Below are 17,367 nucleotides of genomic sequence, written 5' to 3'. Positions count from 1 at the left end.
TTCTTGAGTTTCAATTAACTTTAGCAGGCAATTTTTACCATTTGCAGTGTAGGTCAAAGCCTGAAGATAAAAAGTGCAGGATGAGAAAATAAGCAAAATATATAAGGTACAAACAAATTTTCATTGCGTAAAAAGAACGCTTTCCTGTTTCCTTATCTTGCCTGCTCTACAATACGGCCTAATGTCATTGCCAGCTTCATATTACCTGCTCATTATGCGTCTCATCCCTGCCAGCCTGCTTTTTGTCTTGCCTTTGTTCCCTGCCTTTGTTTTTGCGCAAGCCAGCCTGCCCCCGGCAGTTGAGGCAGCCTTCAGCAAGACCAATGTGCCTGTCCAGGCTTTGAGTGCCATTGTCATGCCAGCCAATGGCGGCCCGGCAGTACTGATGCAGGCAGCAGACAGGCCCATGAACCCAGCCTCTGCCATGAAGCTGGTGACGACCCTGGTGGGGCTGGAAGAACTGGGGCCCAATTTTCGCTGGAAGACGCAAATCCTGGCAGATAAGGCAGCAAAGAAAAACAATGACAGCCTGACTGGCACCCTGTACTTACGAGGTGGTGGTGACCCCAATCTGACGATAGAAAAACTGACTGCGATGCTGCGCAATTTGCGTAACCAGGGCTTGCGCCGCCTGCGTGGCGACCTCGTTCTGGACCGCAGTTATTTCCAGCCTGAGCGGCCCGATATAGGTGCGCCGCAATTCGATGAATATCCGGATGCTTATTACAACGTGATACCAGATGCCTTGCTGGTGAATAGCAACCTCAGCAGCATCTCGCTGGAATCGACGGCCGATAAAATAGAAGCCCGCCTGAACACGCCGCTGGATAAGGTCAGGATCACCAATCACCTGCATTTCAATGAGCTGCCCTGCTCGGCCTGGGAAACAGAATGGCTGCCGCCTGTGGTTGAAATTACCCGCAATGCCGTTGATGATCCTGAAACGGACACGCCAAATGCGACGGCCGGTAAAAAACCAGCACGCCAGACCACTCGTGGCGGACTGGAGATTACCCTCAACGGCGGTTTTCCCAAGCGCTGCAAGATCACCAATAACATCAATATCCTGGACCGCAATCAATACATCGCGCATCTGGTACGTGCGCTGTGGCAGGAGATGGGAGGCACCTGGCAGGGTGAGGTGCGTGATGGCAAGGTGCCTGCCTCTGCCACGGTATTGACTGAGCGGGTGTCCGAACCACTGGCCGATATTCTGCGCACCATCAACAAGCAATCAGACAATGTCATGGCACGCATGCTCTACCTGAGCCTGGGTGCGGAGTCGGCCAACAAGCAAGGCATGAGCAATTTGCAGGCAGCCGATGCACGAATCAGGCAATGGTTATTGAAACAGGGTATCAACGATGCCGGGCTGGTACTGGAAAATGGTTCTGGCCTGTCACGCCTGGAGCGTATCAGCCCGCAACAAATGGCTGGCTTGCTGCAAGCCGGTGCGCGCAGTAACTGGTATGCAGAATTTGCCAGCAGTCTGCCGGTTGCATCCATGGATGGCACCATGCGCCGTCGCCTCAAGGGCGGCCCGGCCGAGCTGCGGGCGCGTATCAAGACTGGCACCCTCAAGGATGTGGTGGCCATTGCCGGTTATGTCAGGGACATCAATGACCAGCAGTGGGTGGTAGTGGCCATGATCAATCATGAAGAAGCTGTCAGGGCCAAGGCCGCGCTGGATGAACTGATCAACTGGGTGGCTGCAGGCAAACCCTGAACCAGGTCGGCTTATTTGCCCTTATGCGGCTTGTCTTGCTGCACCACATACTTGCCGGTAGCAGGATCAAACACCAGCCTGATCTTGCCCTGGAGTGGAGTAATGAGCATGTCATATCCTGTGATGCGCTCGCCTGCACTGTCTGTACTGTGATTTACTTCACGATGGCTGATGGTCTTGCCAGAAAATTCCAGTAGCAAAGGGCCAGGCAGCGTAGCGCCGGGATTGAGCTCCCATCTGGCCAGATAATCATAGCAATTGGGCGGTGGCGGGTCATTGTCACGCAAGTGCAGACGCAGATGTCTGGCTTTACCTGCATGCATCAGCTTCTCACATTCTGGCCCGCTTTCAAAATGCCTGACCAGGTCTACATCCTTGTCCTTGTCGAACAGGGGACTGATTTTGTCTGCCTCGATGCGCATCAGGCGCAGCCAGACATTGACTTCATTTTTTTCTACATGACTATGCTCTATCGCCAGGGCAAAATCTCCGGGAAATAATTCCACCATGCTGGTCTTGCTGATACGGCCATTGGCGGCCAGCCATTCAACCACGTCCTGGCGATTGACCAGTGACCAGGCTTCACCGCGGCGTTTGAACCAATAAGCAGCGATCAGATTTGGCAGGCCGGATTCCAGCGGCTCACCCTTGACCAGCAAGACTGCGGTATCGGCATCAAGTTTTTGCACATGCAAGGCATGCATGCGCAAGGCCAGTACAGCTACCGGCTTGGCGGAGGCGGGCAATTCTGCCTTTAACTGTGGCGCCCTGACGATGGATTTTTCTTCACTCACGTCCCAGCCCTTGAACACCAGTCGCATGAGATCACGCTGCTCCAGCGTTTGCACGGATTCATTGCGTGCGCAGGCGGCCAGCAGGCACAACACGAGCAAGGAAAAAACAGGGAAGGACAGGAAACGCAGCTTTAATTGCACGTGAGAAATTATTATTTGATGAGGCACTACCAATTTTAACCGATGCCTGAGGCCGGGCCGATATCAGAAGCGCAATAGCCCCAGTCTATTCTCTATACCTTATTCCCCGTTTTTGAATCTGCGCACAGCCTCATCGCGTTTGGCGATGAGCTTGTCACCCTTGACTTGCATGCCCAGCGCAAAGTACGACTGCGCCAGGGCTTCGAGGGTGTAGATATCCCATTCATTGCCATTTGCCAGGCTCTTTTCCAGCAGGATGATGGATTGTTGATGATTATTCTTTTTAGCGTACATCAGGGCCAGTTCATTGACGAGCAATTGATAGGGCTGGCTGTTCAAGCCTTTTTCAAACCAGACACGTGCGCCTTCAGGGTCTCCTTTATAAATGGCGTTACCACGGTAATAGCACAGACGAGATTTCAATTGTTCAACCAGTACCTGGTCGCCAGTCGCTTTGCCAATGTTGATGATAAAGGCTTCTATCTGCTCAAATGAACCACCCCATTGTGGCAATAATGTACCCAGATAGGCATAGGCAGGTGAGTACAGGCTGGGGTCTTGTTTGATTGCGGCTTTAAGCAAGTTAGCATCATCGGCCTGCATGCTGAGTGCCTTGTTATTGCCAATCAACTCGCCCGCACACATGGCACAAGCCATTATTTTTTCATTGGCTTTGTTGAAATCGATTCTCGCCTGGGCAGATAGTTTATGAAAACCGGCAAATTGTGCCTTGCTGGTTTCGGCAGCAAATTTTCCGCCGCGTGCTTCCCATGCCTGCTCTTGCAAAAACATGCCGCGTGCCAGATGAGCGTAACCAAGCTGGCTGGATTTCACCCAGCTATCAAACTGTTTTCCGAAATCTTTATCGAGGCGCGACAAAGTCGCAAAGCGTGCATACAGCGTATTGGATTTCAAACGACCTGCATGGTTTTGTGCAAAGCCGCTGCCCAGCGTCACGTCCAGCTTTTTGAATTCGCCACGCCACAGCATCGCGACCAGGATGTTTTGCTCATGTTCTTCATCCGCATAATTACTTCCCAGTCTGGGCAAGTCCGGGTTTGCTGTCGAAGTTTTTTGCCATACCGCCTGATGTAATTCTGTATTGGCAGCATCGCGATAAGACTGATGCCAGATTTCTTCATAGCCTTCTTGCGCCATACTGTCCTTGCGGGCGATGTACCAGGCTGCAGTCATGCCCCAGTATGAATAAAACCTTTCCATATCGGCCGGAAATGGGCGGAAGTAGGCCTTGTAAGTCAGCACATCCTTGCCATCTTTTTGCCCCAGCACCTTATAGGGCATGTAGCGGCTCTCCACCATTTTTTGCACAAACTTTGTCAGCGCAGGGTCTGACAACCAGGTGCTCTCCTTTACTTTTTCTTTAGCAGCCTGCTGTTGCGCAGATGCGGCTTGTGCATATACCTCAACTGAGGCGAAGCTCAGTATGAGCGCCATGCCAAGGCTGACTTTTTTGAACAAAGGCAGCACGATGAAAGGAGAACGATTTTGCGCAGGCATGGAGAATGAATATTGGATAAGGTGCAGCATCATAGCCGTGATTCTGTTAAAGCCCAAGCATACGAAAGCATATAAAACTGATTGACAACAAAGACAATTGCGAACAAAACGAGGTGGTCTGCGATGAAAATGACACAGACAAAATACAGCACATTCGTGCGGAAATAAAATAATGTATTTGTTTTCAAAAAATAATTTGTAAATGATTAAGCTGTGCGCTATGCTCATTTCTACAACCTGCACAAGGGGTTGAGCACAAAGGCGAAAGCCAGGTGATATCGGGAGAGACTGTCCGTTATTCAAAAGAATCTGACTAAAAAGAATCTCAGTCAAAAGAATCTCAGGACAGCGCCGAAGGAGCAACCACCCCGGAAACTCTCAGGCAAAAGGACCGTTATCATCAACAAACTCTGAAGAGCTGCCGGACTACGTCGCCCGGCACACCGAAGGAGCAAGCATTGCACCGTTACCCACGGCTGCAGGCGAAATCTCTCAGGTCCAGGACAGAGGGGGTATCCGTTGCGTAACTGCGCACGGACATCCCTTTGACGTCTGGAGTCTCTACATCATGAAATTCATCAATTTGAACGGTGACAAAGTCACCGTGACGGCATGCGCCTGCGCGCTAGCCGGGTTTGGAACTGAATTTAAAGTTGAGCATGAAGCTGCACATGAAACCCAATTCGAAGCCAGGCAAGACAGCCTGAGCTATACAGACGACCTCAGCACAGACACATCTCTTTTGCACGTTCACGCACGAACGCAATGCAGTCACCTGCATTGGTGACGCTTTCCTTTATACGGCTCTTGAGCTGACCTGTTTATTTAACCAAGCTAATTCGCTTGCTTAAATAAGCTGGCTATCTGTCTCAATGAGCTGATCCCTTATTCCCGCCTGCGCGGGTAATGATGTCCGGCATGCGAAGCATGCCATGTTTCAAGCCGCCCAGCCCGCTTGGACAGGCGGGCTATTGTCTCAATTTTTTAATCCAGCCAAGGAGCAAACCATCATGCATTTGCACTCCGTTTCAAGATTCAAAAAATCCATACTGGCCGCACTGATAGTCAGCATCAGTTGTGCCATGGCCAGCCCGGTAGTACTGGCACAAAACCAGGCCAGCGATATGGCAGGTACTACCGATCAGGCACGCCTGGTCAGTGCCGCTGCTCAGCGCGACTTTGCAGAATTTGTGCAATTCAATGTGCAGCGGCGCGGCGGCACTTTGCCCTCTGAGTTCCCGCTCGAAGTCAATGATGTGCAAGATCTCAAGGATGCAAAAATAGGCTATGGTTTTCCAGTCTATAGTCTGCCACCGCAAGATGTCATGAATGGCCGTGGTGACTTGCGCAGCATGGCTAAGGCCACAGGTGAATGGCGCTTTGTGATCACCCTGCACGACAACCCCATAGGTCTGGCCACACTGAGGCAAACCAATGGCCGCTGGGGCGTCACCTCTTATGGCGGCGCCGTGCTGGCCAAGGATGTGGATGCAGCAGTAGCCATGCATGGTAATAGCACGCGTTCCAACCTGCGCTTCATTCGTGTCTATCAGGCCATGTCAGATTTTCTGGAAGTTGTCTCGCCCACAGATGCACGCGCCCGCTTTGCGCCCCTGCATGCTGCCCGTCAAAATTTGCTGCTGCAACAGCGCAGTGAAAAAACCGGGACAGCATCCACCAGCAATGGCTTGCTGGACCAAAGTGACATCCTCGACCCGCTACGCGTGAGTGTCAAACGCAATATCGAAAACTTCCGCTGAACCTGATTCCAACCTATACACCAACAATAATTACGGAGATATCATGCAAAAAAATTTATTAAGACTGATCCTTGCCTTAGGTGTCATGCTGAGCTTTCCAAGCGCATTCGCGCAATGGCGCGCACTGAATGTGCCATTGGTGACACAGGAACACAGCCAGTGGTGCTGGGCAGGCAGCAGCAAGGCCCTGCTGAATTTTTATAACAAGACACCCAGCCAGTGCCAGATCGTGAATTGGGCCTATGGCCTCAACTACGCCTGTGGCAACACCAACTTTAACTGGAACAGCAATGCCAACCAGCCCAATGCCATGTATGGCAGCAGCGGTAGTGTACAAAACATCCTGGCAAATTGGGGTGTGCCAAACACCGCCTACAGCTATGCATCGTCATGGAACACTGTCGTCAGCGACATCAATGCCAACCGCCCTTTCGTGATCCGTTATGGCTGGACCAATGGCGGCGGTCACATTATGGTGGGCACCGGCTATGAAGTGTATAACGGCACCAACTACATCTACATCATGAACCCATGGCCAGGCGAAGGTAAAACATACCGTACTTATGGTTCTGCGGTGTCTGACTATGATCATCAGTGGACACATACTCAGCGTATGAATGTCAGTGGTTAAGAGTTAACATGCTTAGGTAATAAGCAGCCTGGCGGTAAGCAAATATAGAAAAAGTATTACCACCAGGCTGTCGGACAACTCAAGAAACAGTTTTCTTCTGGCGGGGAGACGCTTGCATCCATTAAAATGCGGGCATGCGTAACTCTTTTTCCTGCCGTCCTCTATGCGCCGCCTGCTGCATAGCCCCATCCATCAGCAGCCCCATACCGGGTATGCCGGATGGCAAACCCGCTGGTGTGCCGTGCATACAGCTTGATGACGATCTGGCATGTAAAATTTTCACTCACCCTGAGCGGCCTGCCGTGTGTGCTGGCTTGCAAGCCTCCTACGATATGTGCGGAGACCATAAAGAGCAGGCCATGTTCTATCTGGCAAGACTGGAAGCCGCAACAGCTCCACAATAAGCATGCATTTGCTGTTGATGCGGTACATGCTGTTCAGCCAGGCTAATCACTTTTTATATCGCGTCACTAGTGTCCCAACGTTTTCACATCAGGGGTTTGTAAGTCAATGATTTGTTTGCACAAATTGATGTTTTTATCTGGTCTCGATTTGAACGTCGAGGTGCAGAATTGGAGCTTTTTGCGGATATCCGCCAAAGGCTCCTATGCATCAGGGCAAACTCGTTTTCTCGCAGGTCATGACGTATTTGCCACTGACTACCTTTCGACGATGTGTAGCAGCTCACAGGGGCGAGCACAAGGTCAAGGATTTTTCCTGTCTGGATCAATTCTTCGCCATGGCATTTGCGCAGTTGACCTATCGGGAATCGTTGCGCGATATCGAAGTCAATTTGCGCGCCCAATCCCATCGGCTGTACCACATGGGGTTTCGTTGTGCGACGATTTCCCGCAATACGTTGGCCAATGCAAACGCCACGCGCCCCTGGCAAATTTATGCCGATCTGGCGCAACATCTGATTGCGATGGCGCGTCCGTTGTACGCCAGCGAGCCGTTTGGCGTGGACCTCGATGCAACGGTCTATGCGTTCGATGCCACTACCATCGACCTGTGCTTGTCTGTTTATCCGTGGGCGCCTTTCCGGTCCGCCAAGGCGGCCGTCAAATTGCATACGCTGCTGGACCTGCGTGGTTCTATTCCCAGTTTCATTCACATCACAGACGGCAAGACACACGAGGTCAATATTCTCGACGATCTGGTCATCGAGCCAGGAGCATATTACCTGATGGATCGCGGCTATCTGGACTTCGCCCGGCTGTACAACTTGCATGCGACGGGGGCCTTTTTTGTCACCAGAGCAAAAAGCAATACCAAGTTCAAGCGTCGGTACTCGCATCCGGTCGATCGAGCGACGAGCAACGTTATCTGCGATCAAACGGGTGTACTTCCACTCTTCTACACAAGCAAGCATTACCCGGCGAGTTTGCGTCGTGTCGTCGTCAAGGGCGACGCTGGGGAACGCATCATTTTTTTGACCAACAATTTCGCTCTCAAACCAGAGATGATTGCGGCACTTTACAAGCAGCGCTGGCAGGTCGAATTGTTCTTCAAGTGGATCAAGCAACATTTGCGTATCAAGACCTTTCTGGGAACCAGCGAGAATGCGGTGAAGACGCAGATATGGATCGCGGTCTGCACTTACGTACTCATCGCTATCGTCAAAAAACGTCTGCATTTGCCTCACAGTCTTTACGAAATCCTACAAATCCTGAGTCTCACCATGTTTGAAACAACACCAATAAATCAACTACTTACGCCGTCAGCGGGAAATCTCAATGACGAAAATCAACAAAAACAGATGTCTCTCCTATGAGAAACGTTGGGACACTAGTGATATCGCGTAACAAATGAATCCCAGCCAATTCGTTGGATCTCACTAACTAGCTGCACGCAACAGATTTTTCTGGCAAAACAGGCAATTTTCAGACATTTATTGCCTTGCATGACAATAATACAAAATGGCTGACATAACCAAACATGAATAATATTCATACAAACTTCATACAATTTGGAAATGAATTCCAAGTATAATTGCTATATGGAAATTACTTTTCCACTCTTCACGATGCAGGCTGTTCAATAAGTTCCGGGCCTGCGTTTTCAATTTGTCTTACGACAACAAAAAGAAAATCTATGCTCTCTCAACTTAAACACCTCTCGGTGGGTAAACGCTTAGGCTTGGGCTTTGCACTCATCCTTGCGCTATTTTTCATTACCACCCTCATCGCCATTTTAAAACTCAATACCGTAGCGGCAGCGGCTGACAATTTATTGAAAGACCCGCTGGCAACCGAGCGCATGGTCAGCGACTGGTATCGCAATATCCATACCGGTGTGCGCCGTACCACAGCAATCGCCAAGAGCAGTGATCCTTCGCTGGCCAGTTTTTTTGCAGCGGATCAGGAAGAATCGAGCCGCACCTCTGCACTCTTGCAAAAAGAGATAGGCGAACATATGAAGAGCGCCGACGAGATTGCTCTTTTCAAGGAAATCGGCGAGCAGCGCCAGTTGTATATCAGCTCCCGCAACAGGGTGGTTGATCTGAAAAAAGAAGGCAAGGTCGATGAGGCCAGCGCCGTCCTGGATAAAGAATTCATTCCCGCTTCAACTATCTATGTCAAAAAGATAGAAGAAATGCTGGCAATGCAGCGCAAGCAAATTGACGATACTTCTGGTGAGATACAGCAAACCTATCAATCCAGCCGCACACTGCTGATCATCCTGTCATTGATCGCTGCCATGCTGTCAGTGATATGTGCCTGGCTGATGACGAAATCGATTACCCGACCACTCTCCAGGGCCACGGCTGTCGCCGAAAAAATGGCGCAGGGTGATTTGAGTGAGACTATCCAAGTCATACTCAATGATGAAATCGGCAAGATGATGCATGCCATCAATGGTATCAATACCGGGCTGAGCAGCGTTATCGGCAATGTCCGTCATGGTACTGAAACCATCAATGTGGCAGCGGCCGAGATTGCCTCTGGCAATGCCGACCTGTCTTCACGCACAGAATCACAAGCCAGCTCCCTGCAGGAAACAGCATCGTCGATGGAAGAACTGACATCCACGGTCAAGCAAAATGCCGACAATGCACGTCAGGCGAACCAACTGGTAATCTCGGCATCCGGTGTTGCCGTCAAGGGTGGCGAAGTGGTTGGACAAGTCGTTGCAACCATGGGCTCAATTAAAGAAAGCTCGCGTAAGATCGTTGACATTATCTCGGTTATTGATGGCATTGCCTTCCAGACCAATATCCTGGCACTGAATGCTGCAGTGGAAGCTGCCCGTGCTGGTGAACAAGGGCGTGGCTTTGCCGTCGTCGCGACTGAAGTACGCAACCTGGCACAACGCAGCGCATCTGCCGCCAAGGAAATCAAGCATCTCATCGATGACTCGGTAGGTAAGGTGGAACATGGCAGCAAGCTGGTCGATACTGCTGGCCAGACCATGACTGATATCGTCTCCAGCGTGCAACATGTGGCAGACATCATGAGCGAAATCACCGCCGCCAGCCAGGAACAAAGCGCAGGTATTGAGCAAGTCAACCTGGCTGTCACGCAGATGGATGAAATGACACAGCAAAATGCTGCACTGGTAGAACAAGCCGCTGCAGCAGCTGAAAGCATGCGCGAACAATCAGGCAAATTATCAGAACTGGTTGCGCAATTCCATATCATGGAGCAGGCACAAAAACCGCTGGAGCAAGCCAGCCGCACTGCCGCTGTCAATACAAGACCCCAGCCTGTGCTGGCCAGAGCAGCCAGCAAACCTGCCAGGGCACTGCCACGCCAGATTCCACAGCGAAGAACAGCGCAGACTGAACAGGATTGGGAAGAGTTTTAAGCCAGGGTATTAAGCTGGAGTTTTCATGGCGAGCCGGAAGTCTTTGATGAAAGATTTCCGGCTTTCTTTGTTTTTGCAGCCTTCATATTATTGATGATTTTCAGTACCGTTCTACTTTCAGCCATCAGATTCGAATTGCCGCAGCTATCAACATAATACTGACCGGGGTATTGAGGGTCTGGCTGCATGAAGAGCAAATAGCTTTTATGCAAATCCATGGCGAATCTTGATGAAGTATTTTCGTCGCGTATGATCAGCCTGTTTCTTTTACTACGGCCCTTAAACCAGGCTTCAACCTGTATGGTAAATTCAGTTGCAGTGACTCCATAGGGATCATCGGCATCTTCCTGCAAAACTTTTTCCTTGATTGCGCGGCCCTGCAAGACTAAGGGGCCTCGCAAAATTTCGGCTTTGACCGTAGGGTACTCGGAGCAGGCCGCGCTTGCCATTCCAGGCAAGCCCATAAGACTGGCAAACAGTAGCCATGTACCAAATTGTAGACTGGATTTCATTGGCGATTTCACTCTTCATCCTTATGCCGTGCCGCAATTGCCTTTGCCGCTTTTTTATACACCAGGCGAAAACCGAAATAATAGACCAGTACCAACATAGCTGTCACTGCCAGCATGACACTCGCAGGTGTGGCGAACAGGAAACGCCATAACCAGTAGACTTCGGCATACCCCATAAAGACAATGGTGGGCAGGCCATACCAGACACCGTTCGCCTGCCACGCAGCATAGCTGACAAAGCCATGGCAAACCAGGGCAATGATGGAGAAGATACCGTTCAACATCAGCGCCAGAAAGCTACGTTGTTCCAGCCAGCCTGCCATACCTTGTTGAGTTGGGGCCTCGTCTGATTTGGCAGTGAGGGCGATACCGGCAAACCAGGAAAAATACAAACCCTTGCGCTTGAGGCGCTGCCAGCGTGTTTCATTTTCTGGAGGGCCAGACAGGGTTTGCAAGAGGGCATTTGTCATCATCTCTTCCATCTTGCCTGGCTCCGCTCTGTAGTCTTCTTCAGACTCCTCTTCGTCTTCAATACCTGCCTCCTGCTTTAGCCTGGCAAGTATCTCTTGTGCCTCATCTTTCACTGCTTCAGGTACATCATCTATCGCATAACCGGCACGCATGAGTGCATATGCGCAGACCCTGGCCGTACGCCATTGCGCAGGGACGCTCCCCAGACTGCCATAGGTGCTGACATGCGTGATGCAGGCAGCTTCACTCAACTTGTCTGCCGGCACATGGTGCAGTTGTTTGATGTTGCGTTCCAGCGCCAGCGCATAGCGTTCGGCATTCATAAGGCGTTTGGGCACGAAGGCAATTGCCTCAGTGTCTGCCGCCAGTGCTGCGGCAACCAGGGTCTCATCAATGCGCGCCCTGGGTACATCCGCCAGAGTCAGCGGGTGCGAGCTGATCGCCTTTAACAGGGCGGCATCATCCATATGTTCAAACTGGGTCTTGCTGATGTCATGCAGCCAGGATGTGTCATTGTCTGCATGGAATTCTTCTTCATAAGGGTTTTGCAATGACAATACCGTGGCAGCTTCCAGTGCAGCCTCTTCCATACGATCCAGAGCGCGCAAGGCATAGGCCATGACGTAATGGGCATGCTGGGGATAGCTGGCGACCGGCAAGGCCAGCATGGCATCATCAATTGCGCCCTGGTAGTCTTTTTTCCATAATTTCGACCATGCGCGGTAGCCATGCCACTCAGTAGCTGCATCCGTCGCCTCCAGCTCTATGAGCTTGTCCAGCACTGGCAATTCAAGGGTCGCAGGTATGGCAAAAAATACCCGCCTGTCTTCTTTCAGGGCAGCGACACAGACTTCCACCGTGCGCATGTCCTCTGGAACAAACTCCAGCGACATGCCGTTGCATCTGACTGAAGCCATGCATAATTCAGGCGTCAGCAATTCGCGCGGGATGGATTCTATCAACTTGCCATAAGTATGGCTGACGGCACGCCTGGCCAGTTCTGGCGTGATCTTGTCTTTGGCGATATAACTGATATTGTAGATGTCAGCATCCAGTGCGGCCTGCTCAACCCGCTCAGTCCACAAGGCATCGGGCACATTATTCAGGGCCACGCCTGCCTTGACGGCCTTCAGGCAGTCTTCTTCATCCAGCAAGCATCCCCAGACATCATACAAACTGTTCTTGTCCCATTCGACCGGCTTGCTGGAATTTCTGTCATCGCGCCACTGCCAGTCAGCATCATCAATGTATAAGGAACGAGCCAGTTCCAGTGCATCTGTTGTCATGCAACGCACCGGGATACTGGATGCCTCACTGGCTCCCATGCGCACGATAGCCGCCATTCTCTCTGGAGTACGCCATTGCGCGGGCATGTAATCCAGCGCCTCTACATCGGCAGCTATGGCGGCGTCTATCATGGCATCGTCAATCAGCTCTGGTGGTACGGCGTCCAGCTCATATTTGCTTTCCACCACTGCTTCCAGCCATTGCTGGTAAGAGCGCAGTTCCGGGCTTACATTGTCTAGTTCGTCATCTTCTTCATCTTCAGTGCCCGCGTTATCTTCAGTCTGCAGCTCATCGTCTTCCAGATTATCAAGCAAGGCAGCACGCCTATTTCTGGCTACCTCCAGCGCATCCATGCTGGGACCGCAAACCAGGTAGATATTGCTCCAGGCATCGCCATCACCAGAGTCTGAGTCTGCATACATGCCCAGCCAGAGCTGGCTGGCTTCTGGCAATACTGCGCCAGAGTCAGTTAGTTCGCCAAGAGGCTTTTTGAGTGGCAATGCCCAGGCACGCGTGATGCTGCTATTGCGGTAATCGCGATTGGCAAATTCAGGGTCGCAATCGACAGACCCGAATTTTTCTGTCAATGCTTTTTCTATCTGTAACTCTGCTTCCCTGATACGTTCGAGCTGGGCTTGCCACATGAAGTCGTAGAAACCATTGTGCTCTTCACTGATGTAGACGCGTGAGAGGCGATGGCGTACTGTTAGCTGGCGTTCATCTTGTCTCAGCTCATCTTGTTCCTCTTCATCATCCTCATCGTAGTCATCCTCTTCATCAGCATTGTCGTCCGCTTCTTCGCTATCCTCTTGATCAAGCTTGATGATAAATTCATGCAGCAATGCTTCGGTTCTTGCCAGCATGTCTTCGGCAAAGGGGATGATGGCATCCACAGAACTCAAGTCATCCATGGTATCTGCGACTGTCCGGGTAAAGAACAGGCCAGGTGCCTGCGCCTGCTCTTGTCCGTCACTAAGCTCCAGTTGCCATAGGATTTTTCCATTTACATCCAGCAGGCTTACTGCTGCTTCCTCTGGTTTTCCATAACAAACGCGATAGGCAATCTTGCCATCCTTGCCTATGTAGGCTATCCCTGCATCGTCAGTGAGGAAGGCAGAATATGGCGTGTTATCCAAAGCACCAATGACCCAGCCATCACTATTCGTTACAGGTTCAAGCACCTGCGCTGGCAGGCTGGCAAAAGTGCCATCGGCAGACAAGATGCCCCAGCCGCTACTTGCGCGTACTACGGCATAGCCAAACTGGTTAAAATGATCACCCCAGCTCAAGGCAGGTGTTTCCAGGCGCTTGCCATCCTTGCGCAGATAGCTGCTGCCGTCGTATTCATTTGCGACGATGCCGCTTGCCATATATTTGGCCAGGTGACGGCCACCGTCTACGACGACTTCGCCTTTTTCATTCAGGTAGCCATTGCCGTCATACCATGAGTCTTCGCGGGAAAAATAGGCCAGGCCTTCTTCATTAAATTCTTTGATGCGCGAATACACTGGCTTTAATATCCACTCGCCCTGGGTGTTGATGAGGCCATACAGACGGTCATCTTCTGTAGCGGGTGCCACGCCATTATCGCTAAAGCTAAAGTTCTCGCGAAAACGCGGCGCGATGGCCCAGGAACAATCACGCTGTATATAACCGATCAACTTCCTGTCCTTGCTATCGATGGCGGCTGCCAGACCACAGGCACTGAAATTGGAGACATGGAAGAATGTCTTGTCTGACACCCTTGCGCCGCTGGTATCAATCACTGCCCAGCGATGCTTGCCCAGCTTGACAGCGGCCAGGCCGTGTCGAAAAGCAGTGACATCCTCATACTGCGGTGCGATGAAAACTTGCCCCTGCAAATTCAGGTACCCCCATTTGCCTTGCTGGCAAAACCTGGCCAGGCCATCGTCAGAAAACGCCCGGGCCTCATCCAGTTCAGGCGCAACTACCCATTCGCAAAGCGCATTGATATATCCCCATTTGCCATGTTGATGGCGGGCGACACTGATCCAGCCGCCCTGCCCGTCAGGCATAAAACCGGCAATACTTGTTATTTCAGGGTAGGCAGATACGGCTTGCTGATTATCTATTACAAGCAGCGCATTGTCGGCTGTGGCTGTCCCCAGCGGGATGGAGAATAAGAGAGGTGGATTAGCTTGCATGAGGGTGTTTTCATTCCAAATCATTAACACCCGGCAGCATAAACTTTATTCAAAGAAAAACCAGCCCATACCAAAGCATGTGGCAAGTACAGATTTCATCCTTCAGAGGGAAATCTGTACAGTGTTCATTTTGATTTTTTACAAATGTTACGATGAATTTACATACTCTCAAGCCTGCGAAAAAGCAGCTTTAAATCTTGATGCGCATGGAGTCACCACTCAAAAAGAACAAGGAAATACCATCTTCATTTTGATTGACGCGCACAACGGATTGCTCCAGGCTTGCAGCATACAGCTTGCTGCCATCGGGGCGGAAGATGCCAAACCACATGCGCTGGTTAGTGTTGCGCGAATTAGCTGCCAGAAGCAGATAATCACGGCCACCTATCTGTACTTCACTGGCCTGCAACTCGCCCATGTAAAATGCCGACGGTATGCGCTCCAGCATGATGCGCAGGCCATCATGATAGACCTGGATCAGCACACCATTGTCTATACCAGATCGCACGAAATTGAATTCAAACGAACCCATCCTGGTAGGTGTATTGCGGCGCACGTGGACGTGGTCAGCAAAACCGGCAAAATAATTGCCGCGGTCGCTGCGGGTCTTCTTCAATGCTGGCTGGGTGATTTCTGTTTGCACATGTTTCTCCTTAAATTCGGGGTAATAAGCATTCACTCAAATTCATACTCAGGCATGTCCAGAAAATGTCCTGGCCTGCCATTCAATACAGTTCACTACAGATCACTGCAGTGCTGGCCTGATCAATAGTCGCCTGCCAGATCCCGAGGTATCCACCATGGAGATACCATCGGCATGTTCGGTAAATTGCCAGTGACCATGTGGCAGGCCCAGTCGATAAACCGGGCTGCCATCGGCGGCGAATATCGCCAGCCACATGGGCCGGTGTAAAAAACCATTGGCCAGGGTCAGTACATAGGTTTCATCACCTACCTTGAGCCTGGCGGCTTCCAGGCGGCGGTAACTTTGCTGGCCGGTAAAAGCAGGCGCTATGGATTCGCGCACCAAAAACTGGCCATTGCGGCTGATCTGTACTTCATCGACAGAGCTGGCGGCCATCATGCCGCTTTCTGGCTGGACACTCCTGAACAGGTACTGTGGTGGTTTGCGATAACTGATCACAAAGTCTTGCAAGCGTGCAGGCACGCTGCCATCCACTTGTATATGGTGGCTGAACTGCGCCAGATGCTGATTGGCATCCGGCAAGCGCCAGACGTATTGCTGCCGCACCACCGTCACTTCAACCTGGTTACTGCGATATTCAGTTAAAGTCACTTCTGCGTCATTCAGGCTGGCTTGCGAAGGCTGCACAGGCATGGTGCTGTTACACGCAGTCAAACCCAGGGCAAAACCGAGGGCCAAACACATGAGCAGGCCAATATGCAGGACATGCTTGCAATATGCGCTAAGTGATGTGAGCAGACTGACCATGGATGTTTCAATTGCAATAGTAAATATGAGCCTGAAGTATCGCGACTGAGCAGTTTGCCTACAATGAAATTTAAGAAAGTATTAAAATGCTGTACTTCAGGTGCAGATAACTGCCATCTGGCAAATCTTAAGGCATGGCAAAACGATAAAAATGCCTTTTGACAAGCTGGCATGCACCAGCAAATTTCTGAGCAGGGCTGGCGAGCGACATGCTAAGCTTCGTCCCGACTAAAACTTCATCATTCTTGCGTTTTATGGATTTATTACTGGCCGTCAAAATCATCATCATGGGTATCGTCGAAGGTTTGACGGAATTTTTGCCCATCTCTTCCACTGGTCACCTGATACTCACAGGCAGTTTGCTGAATTTCACTGGCGAAAAAATGAAGGTCTTTGAGATCGTCATCCAGGCCGGTGCAATTTTTGCTGTGTGCTGGGAATACCGCGCCAAGATCGCCAGCGTCGTGAGCGGCCTGGGCAGCGATCCCAAGGCCCGCAAGTTTGCGCTGAACCTGATCGTCGCTTTCTTGCCAGCAGCCGTACTGGGCTTGCTGTTTTCCAAAAAGATCAAGGCTGTGCTGTTTGCCCCGGTGCCGGTGGCCCTGGCCTTTATCATAGGCGGTATCATCATTTTGTTTGTTGAACGCAAGCATGCAGGAGCTGACAGCCACGACAGCAGCCATGCCCGCGTACAGACTGTCGATGACATGAGCCTGCTGGATGCACTGAAGATAGGCCTGGCCCAGGCTTTTGCCCTGATCCCTGGCACCAGCCGTTCTGGCGCAACGATTATTGGTGGCATGCTGTTTGGCCTGTCGCGCAAGGCAGCGACTGAATTCTCATTCTTCCTGGCGATACCGACCTTGCTGGGTGCCACCGTGTATTCTCTGTACAAGGCACGTGAAGATTTGTCGATGGCTGACTTGCCCATGTTCAGCCTGGGCACGGTTGCGGCCTTTATCTCGGCTTTCTTTTGCGTGCGCTGGTTGCTGCGCTATATCAGCTCACATAATTTCAATGTGTTTGCCTGGTACCGTATTGCCTTCGGCGTCATGATCCTGATTACTGCCTACACTGGCGTGATTACCTGGGCAGACTGAAG

Annotated in this window: 14 protein-coding genes and 1 riboswitch; of the genes, 8 read left to right on the top strand and 6 right to left on the bottom strand. The window is 51.2% G+C overall.

Features of this window, described 5'->3' with window-relative positions:
- Window positions 1–214: 214 nt before the first annotated feature.
- Entirely contained in the window at window positions 215–1,726 is a 1,512-nt protein-coding gene (gene dacB / locus DFR42_RS25430) for a D-alanyl-D-alanine carboxypeptidase/D-alanyl-D-alanine endopeptidase (RefSeq protein WP_170133678.1), read from the top strand.
- Window positions 1,727–1,737: 11 nt separating this feature from the next.
- On the opposite strand, the gene DFR42_RS25425 is transcribed toward dacB, so the two are convergent.
- Window positions 1,738–2,661, bottom strand: a complete 924-nt coding sequence (locus DFR42_RS25425; protein WP_110257872.1) for a hypothetical protein — start codon at window positions 2,659–2,661, stop codon at window positions 1,738–1,740.
- Between the two features lie 99 nt (window positions 2,662–2,760).
- Window positions 2,761–4,179 (bottom strand): hypothetical protein, encoded by a 1,419-nt coding sequence (locus DFR42_RS25420; protein ID WP_110257871.1) that lies wholly within the window; start codon window positions 4,177–4,179, stop codon window positions 2,761–2,763.
- A 269-nt stretch (window positions 4,180–4,448) separates the two neighbouring features.
- Window positions 4,449–4,583, top strand: a riboswitch (glycine riboswitch).
- 164 nt (window positions 4,584–4,747) lie between these two features.
- Between DFR42_RS25420 and DFR42_RS25415 the strand changes: the two genes are divergently transcribed.
- The 6 genes from DFR42_RS25415 to DFR42_RS25390 all read left to right on the top strand — a co-directional run bounded on the left by DFR42_RS25415 (window position 4,748) and on the right by DFR42_RS25390 (window position 10,377).
- Window positions 4,748–4,966, top strand: a complete 219-nt coding sequence (locus tag DFR42_RS25415) for a hypothetical protein (RefSeq protein WP_110257870.1) — start codon at window positions 4,748–4,750, stop codon at window positions 4,964–4,966.
- A gap of 223 nt (window positions 4,967–5,189) precedes the next feature.
- Complete coding sequence (locus DFR42_RS25410) at window positions 5,190–5,939, top strand: hypothetical protein (RefSeq protein ID WP_245937090.1); 750 nt, start codon at window positions 5,190–5,192, stop codon at window positions 5,937–5,939.
- Window positions 5,940–5,982: 43 nt separating this feature from the next.
- The gene (locus DFR42_RS25405; protein WP_110257869.1) at window positions 5,983–6,570 is read left to right on the top strand and encodes a C39 family peptidase; all 588 of its coding nucleotides are present in this window, start codon (window positions 5,983–5,985) and stop codon (window positions 6,568–6,570) included.
- A 134-nt stretch (window positions 6,571–6,704) separates the two neighbouring features.
- The gene (locus DFR42_RS25400; protein ID WP_110257868.1) at window positions 6,705–6,974 is read left to right on the top strand and encodes a YkgJ family cysteine cluster protein; all 270 of its coding nucleotides are present in this window, start codon (window positions 6,705–6,707) and stop codon (window positions 6,972–6,974) included.
- 203 nt (window positions 6,975–7,177) lie between these two features.
- Window positions 7,178–8,344 carry an IS4 family transposase gene (locus tag DFR42_RS25395; RefSeq protein ID WP_110257867.1) on the top strand — a complete coding sequence of 389 codons (1,167 nt, stop codon included), beginning with the start codon at window positions 7,178–7,180 and terminating at the stop codon, window positions 8,342–8,344.
- Window positions 8,345–8,664: 320 nt separating this feature from the next.
- Complete coding sequence (locus DFR42_RS25390; RefSeq protein WP_110257866.1) at window positions 8,665–10,377, top strand: methyl-accepting chemotaxis protein; 1,713 nt, start codon at window positions 8,665–8,667, stop codon at window positions 10,375–10,377.
- Between the two features lie 23 nt (window positions 10,378–10,400).
- On the opposite strand, the gene DFR42_RS25385 is transcribed toward DFR42_RS25390, so the two are convergent.
- From DFR42_RS25385 to DFR42_RS25370, 4 genes are all read right to left on the bottom strand, one after another.
- The gene (locus DFR42_RS25385; RefSeq protein WP_146218971.1) at window positions 10,401–10,901 is read right to left on the bottom strand and encodes a hypothetical protein; all 501 of its coding nucleotides are present in this window, start codon (window positions 10,899–10,901) and stop codon (window positions 10,401–10,403) included.
- Entirely contained in the window at window positions 10,898–14,812 is a 3,915-nt protein-coding gene (locus DFR42_RS25380) for a WG repeat-containing protein (RefSeq protein WP_170133677.1), read from the bottom strand. The genes DFR42_RS25385 and DFR42_RS25380 overlap by 4 nt, the downstream gene beginning before the upstream one ends.
- 190 nt (window positions 14,813–15,002) lie before the next feature.
- Window positions 15,003–15,455 carry a hypothetical protein gene (locus DFR42_RS25375; protein ID WP_146218970.1) on the bottom strand — a complete coding sequence of 151 codons (453 nt, stop codon included), beginning with the start codon at window positions 15,453–15,455 and terminating at the stop codon, window positions 15,003–15,005.
- Window positions 15,456–15,557: 102 nt separating this feature from the next.
- Window positions 15,558–16,202, bottom strand: a complete 645-nt coding sequence (locus tag DFR42_RS25370) for a hypothetical protein (RefSeq protein WP_146218969.1) — start codon at window positions 16,200–16,202, stop codon at window positions 15,558–15,560.
- 317 nt (window positions 16,203–16,519) lie between these two features.
- Between DFR42_RS25370 and DFR42_RS25365 the strand changes: the two genes are divergently transcribed.
- A complete protein-coding gene (locus DFR42_RS25365; protein ID WP_110257861.1) occupies window positions 16,520–17,365 on the top strand; it encodes an undecaprenyl-diphosphate phosphatase in 846 nt (281 codons plus the stop codon).
- The last annotated feature ends 2 nt before the right edge of the window (window positions 17,366–17,367 follow it).

The organism is Undibacterium pigrum (assembly GCF_003201815.1).
GTDB classification, from domain to species: domain Bacteria; phylum Pseudomonadota; class Gammaproteobacteria; order Burkholderiales; family Burkholderiaceae_D; genus Undibacterium; species Undibacterium pigrum.
The sequence above is the reverse complement of the archived record's forward strand: the minus strand, read 5'-3'. Positions and strand labels throughout refer to the sequence as shown.

Coding starts and splice junctions, on each gene's coding strand:
- DFR42_RS25410 (WP_245937090.1), top strand. CDS start 5,190: ATGCATTTGCACTCCGTTTCAAGATTCAAAAAATCCATACTGGCCGCA.
- DFR42_RS25420 (WP_110257871.1), bottom strand. CDS start 4,179: ATGCCTGCGCAAAATCGTTCTCCTTTCATCGTGCTGCCTTTGTTCAAA.
- DFR42_RS25370 (WP_146218969.1), bottom strand. CDS start 16,202: ATGTGTTTGGCCCTCGGTTTTGCCCTGGGTTTGACTGCGTGTAACAGC.
- DFR42_RS25395 (WP_110257867.1), top strand. CDS start 7,178: ATGCATCAGGGCAAACTCGTTTTCTCGCAGGTCATGACGTATTTGCCA.
- dacB (WP_170133678.1), top strand. CDS start 215: ATGCGTCTCATCCCTGCCAGCCTGCTTTTTGTCTTGCCTTTGTTCCCT.
- DFR42_RS25405 (WP_110257869.1), top strand. CDS start 5,983: ATGCAAAAAAATTTATTAAGACTGATCCTTGCCTTAGGTGTCATGCTG.
- DFR42_RS25400 (WP_110257868.1), top strand. CDS start 6,705: ATGCGTAACTCTTTTTCCTGCCGTCCTCTATGCGCCGCCTGCTGCATA.
- DFR42_RS25365 (WP_110257861.1), top strand. CDS start 16,520: ATGGATTTATTACTGGCCGTCAAAATCATCATCATGGGTATCGTCGAA.
- DFR42_RS25380 (WP_170133677.1), bottom strand. CDS start 14,812: ATGCAAGCTAATCCACCTCTCTTATTCTCCATCCCGCTGGGGACAGCC.
- DFR42_RS25390 (WP_110257866.1), top strand. CDS start 8,665: ATGCTCTCTCAACTTAAACACCTCTCGGTGGGTAAACGCTTAGGCTTG.
- DFR42_RS25415 (WP_110257870.1), top strand. CDS start 4,748: ATGAAATTCATCAATTTGAACGGTGACAAAGTCACCGTGACGGCATGC.